Annotated in this window: 13 protein-coding genes and 1 pseudogene; 6 read left to right on the forward strand and 8 right to left on the reverse strand. The window is 45.6% G+C overall.

Annotated features, from left to right (window positions below):
• Window positions 1-19: 19 nt before the first annotated feature.
• Complete coding sequence (gene def, locus JMY03_RS11590; protein ID WP_025645385.1) at window positions 20-571, forward strand: peptide deformylase; 552 nt, start codon at window positions 20-22, stop codon at window positions 569-571.
• Window positions 572-686: 115 nt separating this feature from the next.
• Window positions 687-1,862 carry a type III PLP-dependent enzyme gene (locus tag JMY03_RS11595; protein ID WP_025645383.1) on the forward strand — a complete coding sequence of 392 codons (1,176 nt, stop codon included), beginning with the start codon at window positions 687-689 and terminating at the stop codon, window positions 1,860-1,862.
• A gap of 184 nt (window positions 1,863-2,046) precedes the next feature.
• Here the strand turns inward: JMY03_RS11595 and JMY03_RS11600 are convergent.
• The 5 genes and pseudogenes from JMY03_RS11600 to dnaJ form a co-directional block, all read right to left on the reverse strand.
• A pseudogene (locus JMY03_RS11600) lies at window positions 2,047-2,430 on the reverse strand (transposase family protein); the annotation flags it as partial.
• Between the two features lie 8 nt (window positions 2,431-2,438).
• Window positions 2,439-2,879: a transposase family protein gene (locus JMY03_RS11605; protein ID WP_201600943.1), complete on the reverse strand. Its 441-nt coding sequence runs from the start codon at window positions 2,877-2,879 to the stop codon at window positions 2,439-2,441.
• Window positions 2,880-3,011: 132 nt separating this feature from the next.
• Window positions 3,012-3,872, reverse strand: coding sequence for a hypothetical protein (locus JMY03_RS11610; protein WP_201603845.1), 861 nt, complete (start codon window positions 3,870-3,872; stop codon window positions 3,012-3,014).
• Between the two features lie 55 nt (window positions 3,873-3,927).
• Window positions 3,928-4,758, reverse strand: a complete 831-nt coding sequence (gene dapB / locus JMY03_RS11615; protein ID WP_201603847.1) for a 4-hydroxy-tetrahydrodipicolinate reductase — start codon at window positions 4,756-4,758, stop codon at window positions 3,928-3,930.
• 185 nt (window positions 4,759-4,943) lie between these two features.
• On the reverse strand, window positions 4,944-6,074 hold the full coding sequence (gene dnaJ, locus JMY03_RS11620) for a molecular chaperone DnaJ (RefSeq protein WP_201559070.1): 1,131 nt from the start codon (window positions 6,072-6,074) through the stop codon (window positions 4,944-4,946).
• Window positions 6,075-6,603: 529 nt separating this feature from the next.
• On the opposite strand from dnaJ, the gene JMY03_RS11625 reads away from it, so the two are divergent.
• Window positions 6,604-7,260 carry a DUF2939 domain-containing protein gene (locus JMY03_RS11625; RefSeq protein WP_201603849.1) on the forward strand — a complete coding sequence of 219 codons (657 nt, stop codon included), beginning with the start codon at window positions 6,604-6,606 and terminating at the stop codon, window positions 7,258-7,260.
• Window positions 7,261-7,405: 145 nt separating this feature from the next.
• On the opposite strand, the gene JMY03_RS11630 is transcribed toward JMY03_RS11625, so the two are convergent.
• Window positions 7,406-8,458, reverse strand: a complete 1,053-nt coding sequence (locus JMY03_RS11630; RefSeq protein WP_201603851.1) for a disulfide isomerase DsbC N-terminal domain-containing protein — start codon at window positions 8,456-8,458, stop codon at window positions 7,406-7,408.
• A gap of 270 nt (window positions 8,459-8,728) precedes the next feature.
• Window positions 8,729-9,433 (reverse strand): pseudouridine synthase, encoded by a 705-nt coding sequence (locus tag JMY03_RS11635; protein ID WP_201559067.1) that lies wholly within the window; start codon window positions 9,431-9,433, stop codon window positions 8,729-8,731.
• A 91-nt stretch (window positions 9,434-9,524) separates the two neighbouring features.
• Here JMY03_RS11635 and JMY03_RS11640 point away from each other — a divergent pair, with 91 nt between their 5' ends.
• The 3 genes from JMY03_RS11640 (at window position 9,525) to JMY03_RS11650 (ending at window position 11,999) form a co-directional block, all read left to right on the forward strand.
• Window positions 9,525-10,124, forward strand: a complete 600-nt coding sequence (locus JMY03_RS11640; protein WP_201603853.1) for a YigZ family protein — start codon at window positions 9,525-9,527, stop codon at window positions 10,122-10,124.
• A 239-nt stretch (window positions 10,125-10,363) separates the two neighbouring features.
• Window positions 10,364-11,410, forward strand: a complete 1,047-nt coding sequence (locus tag JMY03_RS11645) for a YheT family hydrolase (protein WP_201603855.1) — start codon at window positions 10,364-10,366, stop codon at window positions 11,408-11,410.
• Between the two features lie 40 nt (window positions 11,411-11,450).
• On the forward strand, window positions 11,451-11,999 hold the full coding sequence (locus JMY03_RS11650) for an acyl-CoA thioesterase (protein WP_201603857.1): 549 nt from the start codon (window positions 11,451-11,453) through the stop codon (window positions 11,997-11,999).
• A 148-nt stretch (window positions 12,000-12,147) separates the two neighbouring features.
• Here JMY03_RS11650 and JMY03_RS13470 read toward each other — a convergent pair whose 3' ends face one another.
• Window positions 12,148-12,306: an AbiJ-related protein gene (locus tag JMY03_RS13470; protein WP_201603859.1), complete on the reverse strand. Its 159-nt coding sequence runs from the start codon at window positions 12,304-12,306 to the stop codon at window positions 12,148-12,150.
• Window positions 12,307-12,410: the final 104 nt, after the last annotated feature.

Raw genomic sequence — 12,410 nt, forward strand, 5'->3', positions numbered from 1 at the left:
ATGACTGAGGTAAGCCACTATGGCAGTACTCCCTATTTTAAGCTACCCTGATCCGCGCTTGCGCACTATCGCCGCCCCTGTAAAAGAGGTCGATGCTGAGATAAAAACATTAATCAGTGACATGATTGAAACTATGTATGCCGCTGATGGTATCGGTCTTGCCGCCTCGCAAGTGGATCGCCATATTCAACTGATCGTGATGGACTTATCTGAAAACAGAGATACTCCCATGGTCTTTATCAATCCTAAAGTGACGCCACTAGTCGAAGAAAAGCAGCCTTATGAAGAAGGCTGTCTGTCGGTTCCTGATGTCTATGATAAAGTTGAGCGCCCAAGCAAAGTGCGTATCGAAGCTTTAGACGCTGATGGTGAGGCTATTGACGAGATAGCAGAAGGCTTACTCGCTGTTTGTATTCAGCACGAAATGGACCATCTCAATGGGGTTATCTTTGTCGATTATCTATCACGCCTAAAACAAACTCGCGCCCGCGATAAAGTCAAAAAAGTGCTTAAGATACGCGAAAAGCAAAGCCAACAAGCCGCAAAACAGCCTGAAGCTACAAATGTCTAAATAGCGAACCTTTGAGTGCATGTCAAAACCTTCATGTTGACATGCATTTTTATGCCTCCTTTCTAAAAACCCCTTTCCTCTTTTTTATCTTTACTAAAGGCTTATTGCTATGACTATGATCAAAATTGACCAATATTTTGACCCTGCTGCTTGGGGCAAATTCACCAAAGCCGCTGAGGGTCGCGACACGCCTTTTTTGATCGTTGATCTGAATCGTATCAAACTGAAATTCAATGAAATGATTGGCCTGTTTCCCGAAGCAAAAGTCCATTATGCAATGAAAGCTAGCCCTGCGGTGCAAGTGATTGAGCTATTAGCAGAGCTAGGTTCAAACTTTGACTGCGCTTCCATCTATGAGCTGGATCGGGTGCTCGACTGCGGCGTTGCGCCCTCGCGTATCTCTTATGGCAATACCATCAAAAAAGCAAAGCATGTAAAATACGCCTTTGATAAAGGTATCGATCTGTATGCAACCGACTCAGAAGCAGATCTCAAAAATATCGCTGAGCAGGCTCCTGGCTCAAAGGTGTTTGTACGTATTTTGGTAGAAGGCTCAGACACTGCTGAATGGCCCTTATCGCGTAAGTTTGGTTGCCATCCTGATATGGCCGTTGATCTGCTCATCCAAGCTAAAGAGCTTGGCTTAGTGCCTTATGGAGTTTCGTTCCACGTGGGCAGTCAGCAAAAATCAGTGACCGTCTGGCACGATGCCCTAGTCATGGTCAAAGATATCTTTGATAAGCTTATGAGTGAGCAAGGCATTAAGCTACAAATGATTAACCTCGGCGGCGGCTTCCCTGCTCGGTATCTCAACCAAATCAATACCATACAAGACTACGCCGGATCGGTAAAACAATACTTAGTCGATAGCTACGGTATAGACGATATGCCAGAGATTATCCTGGAGCCCGGCCGCTCGCTGGTGGCAAGCTCTGGGGTCTTAGTCAGTGAAGTGGTGCTGATTTCTCGCAAATCGCATGAGGAGGAGACGCGCTGGGTTTATACTGATGTGGGGCTGTTCCAAGGGTTAATTGAAACGTTAGGTGAAGCGATTAAATATCCCGTTTATACTCCAAAAATGGCAACATCGACCACGTCAGGTACAGTGGTTTTAGCAGGGCCGACTTGTGACTCTGCTGATATCATGTATGAAGAGACCGACTATCAGCTACCCCAAGAGCTGGAGATTGGCGATAAAATTTATTGGCTCGCGACGGGGGCTTATACCAACTCTTATTCGTCTGTCGAGTTCAATGGCTTTCCGCCATTAGAAGTGGTTTATCTTGATTAATACTTGATTAGTTAGTTCATAAAAAAAGCGTAATACTGAAATTTAAAGTATTGCGCTTTTTTTATGACTTATATTTGGCGTAGGGTGCGCCCCGCGTACTTGAAAGTCGTTAAAACAAGGCAATTACTCGTTAACTTACTAAGATAACTTTTGATTAGAATGTTTAATAGACCTCTTGCAAAAGTCATAGTCTAAGCTCGGAATTAATGATACCAGCAAACAGCTTCATTCTAAGATCATAGCGCTGACGACGGTTGCGATATTTATGAGCCACGATTTTAAACAACTTGATTAAGCCTATTTTGTGCTCAACCACAATACGGAACTTTGCCAGATAGTGATTGGCCTGTTTGCATATCTCCAATAACTGACCACCACGAGGTTTCTTAAAAGGGGTGAAGGTTTGCTTATGTAGCTTTGCTATACCTTGATAGCCACTATCTGCTAGTAATTTAGCATTGTCAGGAAGCCAATCAGGACAAGTATCTTTATAGAGCTTAAAATCGTGGATTGACCCTTTGCAGGTTTGCACATCAAGTATCAAGCCGGTTTGCCAATGGACGATAACCTGCGCTTTTAAGGTGTGTTGTTTTTTCTTGCCGCTGTAGTAGTCGCTTTGGTTTTTTTTGGACGCTCAATAGGGGTTTCGGTGGCATCGACGATGACGACTGACCAATTGATGTCCTCATCGACACGACTAGGCAGCTTTTTAGGCAATTCAAACTTGCCAGAGTCAATCAGTGTGTCTTCTACTTTACGAATGATACGGCTAGCAGAAGACTCATGAATACCAAAGTCCATACTGATATGATAAAGCGTGCGGTATTCACGCCAATAAGTCAGGGCTAGTAGTATCTGCTCCTTAAGACTGAGCACACTTGGTCTGCCTGATTTGGTCTTAGATGCTTCATGCTCTTGCATGGCATCAAGCATCTCATAAAAGGTGGCTTTATGAATGCCAGTGTAGCGTTTAAAACCAGCGTTACTTTGTTTGAGTAGCTTATTTATGTTTGGCATATCTATTAAGTAAGTAGAGTTCAATAATATACGTTGTGTCTTACAACTACTTTTGCAAGAGGTCTAATCATCATATTTAAGTTAATGGTGTGCATGGCGCATCCTACAACATCTTAGTTCTGGAGAACTCAACTACTGAACCAATAGCTGAATCGGGGCACTGGTGCTAGTCATACTACGACGATTGCCAGCAAAGCCTGAGCTTTGGTTTTGAGCGCTTTGTATAACTTGTCCGATAGTGACCCATTGCCCGCGCGGTACGATAACTGTGCTATTTAGCCTTTGTGATTCAATAGCGTTTTTTTGGTAATATCGAGAATGGCTAGTGAGTAGCTTCTCTTCTGCTTGCGACAACTGCACTTCCACTTGTCCATTGGGCAGTAGTCTTGGGGTGACGGCAATGCTTCTCGTTGTCGGCAATAACACTTGCTGCTGAATAATAATCTGAGCTGACGGACTATGATAAGACGGATAGCGATTATTTCGATAAGCCGTCGCCTGATAGTTTTGCGTTAAGGAATATAGCGTATTGGTGCTAATGCTGGCAGCGCTACCTGAGAGCGTTTGCACTTGATATAAGCTATTGCTCTGCTGCTGACTATCGCTTTGGTTCACTATACCTGTCCCTTGAATACCACGCTTGCTGATAATCACTTGGCCTTGGCGGATATTACTTTGTATATTACCACTACTGCCTACTCGTACTGCGACTAGCAGCGGCTGCGGCTGAGTGTCTATTTGCGCAAGGAGCTGTTGCACCGCCTTGTAATTCGCCGCGCTGGTTTGTAGCACAAGCTTATCTTGATAACTACTTACTGTGCCGCCGTCACGGCTACTGTTTAGCTGTTGGCGTACGGCTGGCAGTAGAGCATCACCGCCGTAAGTATCGATGACATAGGTTTGGGCGCTTTTGTGAGCAGAGGCGGCTTGCGCAGGTACAATAAAGCTAGTACCTACACTTAAAAACAAAAGCGTCATCAGTGAGCGGTTCATCTTATAGCTATCCTAATTATTTAAAACTCGCTTATCCAACTCTACTCATTCAGCCTTACTCATTTAACCCAAGTACATCTTGCATATTATACTGCCCTGCTTTTTGCTGAATGACCCAAGTGGTAGCGCGTACCGCCCCTGCTGCAAAGGTCATGCGCGCACGTGCTCTGTGAGTAATCTCCACCACTTCGCCATCAGCGATAAACATTACCGTGTGATCGCCAATGATTTCGCCGCCGCGTATCGCATGAATGCCTATGCTACCTGCTTCGCGCGCGCCTGTTTGTCCTTCACGGCCATAGACTGCAACCTCTTTTAGGTTTTGACCTCGAGCTTCAGCGACGGCTTGGGCCATCATGTAAGCAGTGCCTGATGGCGCGTCAATCTTGTGTTTATGATGCGCTTCGATGACCTCAACGTCAGCCTCATTGCCAAAGGCTTTAGCAGCCATACCTAATAGCTTGAGCGATAGGTTGACCCCAGTTGAATAGTTGCCCGCATAGACGATAGGAATGTGTTTGCTGGCCTCGGTAAGCACTTGCTCCTGCTGCTCATTAAAGCCTGTTGTACCGATGACCATCGCGACTTTATGCTCAGCGCAAGTCTGCATATTTTGCTCAGTGGCATCCGGCAAGCTAAAGTCAATGAGCACATCGATATCATCGATCACTGAGACTAAATCATCGACGATTTTGATATTTAAGCGCTCGATAGCGGCGACCTCACCGGCGTCAGCGCCAATCAGACTTGATCCTTCACGCTCGATAGCAGCGCTGAGAGACGTTTGCGGATTGTCCTGTACCGCCTCAATCAACATACGTCCCATACGGCCACCGGCTCCGATAACGCCGATATTTATCATCTCTTTTGTTTGTGTCTTACTCATACTTTTGTCCTAAAGCTCATGGTCTATATTTATAGGTTAGCAGTGCCTTGTTAGCACGCGTTATGTTAATTATCATAGCATGAATTGTTTTTGCTGCGACTAACAAGCAGACATAAAAAAGCCTAATAGTTTCACATGAAACTATTAGGCCTGTTGATAACGTCAAAAAGCTCAAAAGTTAACGCTTAGTCGAATAGTTCGCCAATCTTTTTAAAGAAAGATTTTTTGTGTGGCGATTGTTGATGCTTGCTATCACCGTCCAAGGTATCTTGAAACTCACGTAACAGATCTTTTTGTTCGCGAGTGAGATTGACTGGCGTTTCGATAATGACGCGGCAAATCAGATCGCCTTTCATCGTCGTACGCACTGGCGTCACACCTTTACCGCGTACTCGCAGCAGCTTACCGCTTTGCGTGCCTTCGGCGACTTTGATTTTGACTTTGCCATCTAAAGTTGGGATTTCAACTTCTTTACCTAAAGCGGCATCGGTGATGCTCACTGGCACATCCATATACAGATCTGCACCTTGACGAGTAAAGACCTCATGCGGTTTCACGCGTACTTCAACATATAGATCGCCGTTTTGCACGCCAGCACCGCCCGCTTCGCCTTCACCTGCTAAACGCACGCGGTCGCCATCATCGACGCCGGCTGGGATAGAGACTTCAAGGGTGCGAGATTTTTCTTGGACGCCATTACCATGACAGTCTGGGCATGGGTTCTTGATTTGTTTACCGCTACCGCCGCACTGTGGACACGCTTGCTGCACAGCAAAGAAGCCTTGCTGCATACGCACTTGGCCTTGCCCATGACAAGTCTGGCACGTGACGATATCAGAGGCGTCTTTGGCCCCTTTACCATCGCAAGTATCACAAGGTGCAGGCGCGGTGAAGCTGATCTCTTTTTGGCAGCCGCGCACCGCTTCCTCAAGCGTTAGCTCGATGACATAACGAAGATCAGAGCCGCGGCGCGTACGACTACCACCGCCGCGAGCTTGACCGAAGATATCACCGAAGTTACCAAAAATATCACCAAAGATGTCTTGGAAGTTACCGCCGCCGCCGAAGCCGCCACCGCCGCCCATGCCATTCTCAAACGCAGCGTGACCCATACGGTCGTAGGCTGAGCGCTTATCTTCGTCGCTAAGCACCTCATAAGCCATCGACGCTTCTTTGAATTTTTCTTCGGCATCAGGGTCATCAGAGTTGCGATCGGGATGGTATTTCATTGCCAGCTTGCGGTAGGCTCTTTTTATCTCTTTGCTATCAGCCGTTTTGCTGACCCCTAACACTTCATAAAAATCACGCTTACTCATGAGCTCTCCTATCGTCATCACAGTGATGCTTGCTAATAGCCTTACGTCTACTACGCCTCAATCATCAAAAGTGTTTCATGTGAAACACAAAATCAATATCATAGCGTATCGGTAAAATCAGCAACGTACTGCGCTAACCAAATCAATTAATAAATAAAGGTATAAAGATATAAAAGTTTGGCCTGTTAATGGAGGTGGCTCAGCGATTTATCAAGCTTAATAATTGTGAAATTATTATCTGCGTAGTTTTATTCTGCAGATAATCGTACCTATAGTCAGTTTAAAGTAAAATTGTTATGAGATTAAGTGCGCTACAGGTATAAATTTTACTTGCGTGCTGCGTTCCTTCGATGCTGCATAAAATTCATCCCAGCAGCGCTATGTCATTTTTAGAGTGAATCGACTATATATCCTCTTAGCTTGATTATTCTCTAGTTTTTCATAACATCAAGCGCTAAAGTCGTGCTAATATTTAGCGCTCTATAAGCAGGCGTTCATACTTGAAATTCGGTGTAAGAGAGCATTGATTATGAAAAAACTAACGGCCTTTATCTTATTGATCATCGTTATGGCAGTCGTGGTCTATGCCGGCTCGCCCTATTACAGCGCTTATCAACTAAAGAACGCTTATGATGCTAAAGATGGCGCGACTATCGCAGCAGCCATCGATTACGAGCAAGTCCGTCCTAGCGTCTATAGACAGCTGACGGATAAATTTGCGCTGACCATGAGCAAGTATCCACTAGTCGCTGAGCTTGGCGGCGCGCCCTTAGAGCAAGCGGCTGATAGTTTTATCAGTCAAGCAGTGGCAGGCGCGATTACCCCTGACAATGTCAAAACCCTCATCAATACGCAAGGTCAAGCCAATACCGCGACCAAAGAGCTGGCTGCGGCTTGGGCCATCGCTAGTAATCAAGTCGATCTCAAAAACCTCATTCAAGATCTCATCATTCAGCGCGGTGATATCAATGCGGTAGTCAAAAACCAAATACAGCTGGTCATGCAAAAACAAGCCAGCGAGCTTGAGGAGCAAGCGGCGCAAGGAGAAGATAGCGAACCTAGTCTGAGCTATTGCGGTATCAATTGCTTTACCATTAGCGGGCAAGTCAAAGGCTATCCGATCACTGTTGAGATGCAACGTCAGGGCTTTATTGACTGGCAAATCGTCGATGTGGTATTGCCTTAAATCAAGATTCTCTATGAACTTTAAAGGCATAAGTGCTATTTAAGTTCTAAAACCAATTCGCACAAAAAGCGCGCTATAACTTGATAGTTTATAGCGCGCTTTTGCTATGGGGTTTTAGATTTTAAAATAGCTGTGAGTGAGCTAACTACTGAACGCCCAAAAACTCTAAGAATTCAGGACTCTCAAAGCTCGCTTGATATAAAACGCCATCCTCACGATATATCGCTGGCGTCGCTATCACTGCAAGTCCTGCCGCCCTTTCACGATTAGGTGTCACGTAATCCATATTACAACTGGCAGGCGCTGGCGTCATCTGGCCTTGTAGCATTGCCTTGTCTAGAGCGTTACGGCGACTGCCCTCATCCGCTTGACACCAGATCCCGCGCATCTGCGCAGGTGACGCTTCATATATAGGATAACCGATAGTCTTGACGGTGACGCCTTTGGCATTGAGATCTGCCATTTGCTTATGTAGCATTCGGCAGTACGGGCAATTCACATCAGTTGCAACATAAATAACGGCGCGCTCGGTAGTCGTTGCCGGATAAGTAATCAGCTGCGACTCATCTAGTGAGGCAAAGACAGATTTGTTTTTATTCGCCTCAAAGGTCTCATCAAGTCCTGTGAATTGACCATTCTCTATCACCGATATCTCGCCATCAGTAATGTATTGCGCATCATCTGAGAGTAAAAACGGCACGCCTTCTAATGTTGCGCCCCAAATCACGCCCGGCACTGCGGTATAAAAAAACGGCGTTTTAGCGCTCATGTTTTTCAGCGCACTCATATTCTCTAGTAGTGAGGATTTCACCGCCGCGCTGACATATTCGCCTGCTTGCGCACTAGTGGCTCGCGTTGGGGTTTGCTTCACTTTACGTGGGCTTGGATTTTTTTGTAGCTCGCCTTGGATGACATATTTGCCATCAGTGGTGATATGGAGTGGCGGCTGTCCTGCTAGATTGACCTGATACATATTAGGCAAATTAGAGGGTTCGATAGATAAGATTTGCGCTTTGATACCAACCTCGGTCAATACTTGGCGCAGATGGCTATCAGTGTCAGCACTGACGTTGTCCGCTGCCGCACTTTGCGTCATCTTAATATTCTCATCGGTTGAAGTTGCAGGCTGGGCGCAAGCCGTCGCCGTTAATAGCAGCGCACTAATAAAACTAATAGGTTTAAGTAGAGGTGGTTTCACAGCAGTCATCCTAGCAAGTAGCGTTTATATACCAATAGCAATCAGCATTTCGTCTTAAAACACTATCTAAAAAAGTAGAGTGAAAAGATATCAGGACTTTAGCACATTAGCTAAGTTTACGGAGGGTTTGCCAGTTACTTTTGCAATTCGCTACTTGAGCTTAAGGGAGGCGCAATAGAGAGCGATAAAACAAGTGATAAAGCTCAACTTAGACGTCAGGTGCGCGAGGCGCACCCTACCGTAAACCTAAAAATATACTTGTAAATATCCCTAAAACTTCTCTACTTCCTCGGGCGTTAAAAAGCGACTATCGCCACGCTCTAACCCGTCTAAAGTAATATGGCCAATGCTAGCGCGATGCAGCTCGACGACTTTATTACCGAAGTAGCCCATCATACGTTTGACCTGATGATATTTGCCTTGCTCCAAAGTTAGACGCGCATGTTTCTCATCGATAAACTCAAGGGTAGCCGGTTTGGTCGGCTCATAATCGCCCTCTAACAAGATACCTTCGCCCACCTTTTTGATTGCGCGGGCTTGCTCCTCCTCATTCATAGGATCAGCAAGCGTTAGCTCATAGACTTTGGCGTGCTCGTGCTTGGGACTTGTGACGCGGTGTAGCCAGCCGCCATCATCGCTAAGCAGCAGTGCACCTGTGGTATCGACATCCAAGCGGCCTGCGATACGTAAACTGCCTAGCTCTGGTACGGCAATCAATTCGGTGACGATAGGATACTCTTTGGCCTTTAACGTACACTCAAAGCCTTCAGGCTTATGCAGCAAGATATAACGATTACCCGTCGCCACCGAGAGCGGCTCGCCTGCCCACAGCACTTCATCATTGATAATATCGACATGTAGGCCAGGGTCTTTGACCACCTCATCATTGACGGTGACCTCAGAGGCGTGGAGGATTTTTTTGGACTCTTTGCGTGACAGCTCAGTGGCTTTACTGATAAATTTATCGAGACGCATACTTTTTACTACCTTTAGTCATATAGGGTTTTGTTATAGTGGTGTCAGTTTAACATATCCCATCTAACCCTAAGTGTACCATCGATGCAATATGAGCTATCAAACCTTAAAAAACCCCGTGACCGCACGGCTTGAGATTAAAAAATCCGAGTTTATTGCTTATGCCTATCCTGTAAATTCACGTGAGCAAGCGATGTTTCATGTGGAACAACTACGAGAAAAGTACCCTGATGCTCGGCATTGGTGCTGGGCCTATATCATTGGCGACCCTGATAATACTACGAGCGCAGGTTTCGATGATGATGGCGAGCCGAGTGGTACTGCAGGGCGACCAATACTAGGCGTGCTGCAGCATAAATCTATCGGCAATATTATCATTATCGTGGTGCGCTACTTTGGCGGTATTAAGCTTGGCGCAGGCGGTCTCACTCGTGCCTATGCAGGCTCTGCACAAGCAGCAGTCGATCAGATGATATTGCAACCTTTCGTGCCGATGATGCAAGTGCAAATACTAGCGGACTTCGCGACTGAAACTCAGTGTCGTTATGTGGTTGAGAGCTTAGAGGGCACTATCGAAGATGTCGCCTATAGCAAACAAGTCACCTTAACTGTCACTATTGCTGAGGTTGATATTGAGACCTTAAAAACTGAACTAGCGATGGCAGGTAGAGTAATAAAGCCCACAGATTAGTATGTTCTAAAGAAGTAAACTGAGCTTAATTAAATAATACAGTAATCATCTGTTCACTGAGCCGTTCACCGAAATCTATTGGAAGCTTGCTGCGAGCTTAGTATGATAATAAATTCGTTAAATTAACAATGTATAGACTCAGTCTTATAGAGCTGTTTTGTTTCACGTGAAACTAGCTATTTAAATCACACTCATATTTTTTATTTATACTTTTATTTTACAACTTTAGAAACCCTACTATGACGACCTTTACCTATAACGCATTTAAGCCGCCTTTTTGGCTGACTAATCCGCACTTGCAAAGCATCCTGCCAAAGTTTTTTGCGCCCAAAGCACCCAAATACAGACGAGTGGTGCGCAAAGATTCCTTGGACGAGAGTGATATTGCCTATGACTTTTATGATGCGCATCCTATAGAACATTCAGAAAACTTAGAAAATGGTGAACTTGAACAAACGCCATTAATCGTTTTGTTCCACGGTATGGAAGGCAGTAGCGATAGCCATTATGCCCGCGCTTTGGCTTATCAGATGCACGCGCAAGGGTGGCACTTTGTCGTCGCCCATTTCCGCAGCTGTGGTGGTATTCCAGCTAGTGGACGGGTGTTTTATAACGCGGGTGATACGGGCGAAGTGCACTACATGCTGCAAAACCTAAGCGAAAAATACGCCAATATGTATGCGGTCGGCGTCTCACTGGGTGGTAATGCCTTAGCTAAATACATGGGCGAATACGGCGAGAAAGCGCTCTGTAAAGGCGCGGCTGTCATCTCCGCCCCTGTCGATATGTCATCAGCGGCGCTGAGTATGCACAGCTTTTTGAGTCATCGCATTTATACGCCGTATTTGCTTAATCCGATTATTAAAAAAGCCCTTGCCAACGACATCAGCAAAGAGGAGATCGACTCTATCAAAGCGGTCAATCGTATCAGCGACTTTGACGATATCTTTACCGCGCCGCGTCATGGCTACCGCTCTAACAACGACTACTATCATAGCGCCTCAGCCCTGCCCTACTTGCGCGATGTCAAAAAACCCTTATTGTTGATTAGCGCCAAAGACGATCCGTTTTTGGGCTTTACCGCCACCGCGAACGATGTCTCCGACTGCGTCACTATTATCGATACCAAGCACGGCGGGCACGTCGGCTACATTCGCTATCGCTCGGATAGCAAACAAGCTCAGGGCCGTGATAAAAAATCCAGATTCGATATCAATTGGCTACCCGAAACCGTCAGCGCCTACTTTCAATCCATCGGTGTGGACGCTACCGTCAAGTCAAAATAAGCGTATCACGAGCCTACCCTTAAACTTTTGAGACTCTATTATGTATCCTTACTTGCGTTACACTAAGTCGATCGTTGATGCGTTTATCACTAATAAAAAAGCTCAACCGTTAGCGTTTGAACAGGTCAGCGAAGTCACTGTACGCTGTAGTATTACCGATATCGATCCGATGTTTGAGATGAATAATGGCCGTGTATTGACCGTCTATGATATTGGCCGTACAGATTTTATCATTCGCACGGGGCTTGCCAAGCAGCTGCTAAAGAACCGTTGGGGTATGGTAGTGGCAGGCAGCACCATTCAATACCGTAAGCGTATCCGCCTGTTTGATAAAGTGACCATTAAGACGCAGCTCGTCGGTATAGATGAGCGCTGGCTCTATCTTGAGCATTCGATGTGGGTTAAAGGCAAACCTTGTTCCTCGGTGCTATTACGCACGGGCGTCACCAAAGGCGGCAAAGTCATTGAAACCGCCAAAGTGTTAAAGGCGTTAGGTGAGCCTAATTTAGTCATGTCACCTGAGCCATGGGTGCAAGAGTGGATAGCGTCCAATAAGGATCATCGTTGGCCGCCGATGGCTAAGGACTAAAATACTCTACGATAAGTCTCTGACTACCTTATCCTCCTTTACCTTAAGCTTTGAGAGCAGACCATGTACCCCTTTATTCGTCATACCGTCTCACTTATACAAGCTGTTTCGCAAGTCAAAAAGGGTCAGAGGCTAGCCTTAAATGAGGTCAGTGAAATTGAGTTTCGCTGTCAGTTGACGGAATATCTTCTAAATCATATAGTCTAGACAAAAACGCGGTTTCATCTAATCTTCCAGCCCAATCAATACCTTCTACCTGCATAGCATCGAATATATGACGTCGAGTGATTTGAGTTATTTTGTTCATGAGATTCTAAATTCTTTCAAGTTTATAGGTTTAATTATATCGGTTTGGAACACTCAACTACAAAACCGTAGTCAAACATATTGACTACGGTTTTGTAGTCAAAT

The organism is Psychrobacter submarinus (assembly GCF_904846685.1).
GTDB classification, from domain to species: Bacteria; Pseudomonadota; Gammaproteobacteria; order Pseudomonadales; family Moraxellaceae; genus Psychrobacter; species Psychrobacter submarinus.

Coding starts and splice junctions, on each gene's coding strand:
- def (WP_025645385.1), top strand. CDS start 20: ATGGCAGTACTCCCTATTTTAAGCTACCCTGATCCGCGCTTGCGCACT.
- JMY03_RS11595 (WP_025645383.1), top strand. CDS start 687: ATGATCAAAATTGACCAATATTTTGACCCTGCTGCTTGGGGCAAATTC.
- JMY03_RS11605 (WP_201600943.1), bottom strand. CDS start 2,879: ATGCCAAACATAAATAAGCTACTCAAACAAAGTAACGCTGGTTTTAAA.
- JMY03_RS11610 (WP_201603845.1), bottom strand. CDS start 3,872: ATGAACCGCTCACTGATGACGCTTTTGTTTTTAAGTGTAGGTACTAGC.
- dapB (WP_201603847.1), bottom strand. CDS start 4,758: ATGAGTAAGACACAAACAAAAGAGATGATAAATATCGGCGTTATCGGA.
- dnaJ (WP_201559070.1), bottom strand. CDS start 6,074: ATGAGTAAGCGTGATTTTTATGAAGTGTTAGGGGTCAGCAAAACGGCT.
- JMY03_RS11625 (WP_201603849.1), top strand. CDS start 6,604: ATGAAAAAACTAACGGCCTTTATCTTATTGATCATCGTTATGGCAGTC.
- JMY03_RS11635 (WP_201559067.1), bottom strand. CDS start 9,433: ATGCGTCTCGATAAATTTATCAGTAAAGCCACTGAGCTGTCACGCAAA.
- JMY03_RS11640 (WP_201603853.1), top strand. CDS start 9,525: ATGAGCTATCAAACCTTAAAAAACCCCGTGACCGCACGGCTTGAGATT.
- JMY03_RS11645 (WP_201603855.1), top strand. CDS start 10,364: ATGACGACCTTTACCTATAACGCATTTAAGCCGCCTTTTTGGCTGACT.
- JMY03_RS11650 (WP_201603857.1), top strand. CDS start 11,451: ATGTATCCTTACTTGCGTTACACTAAGTCGATCGTTGATGCGTTTATC.
- JMY03_RS13470 (WP_201603859.1), bottom strand. CDS start 12,306: ATGAACAAAATAACTCAAATCACTCGACGTCATATATTCGATGCTATG.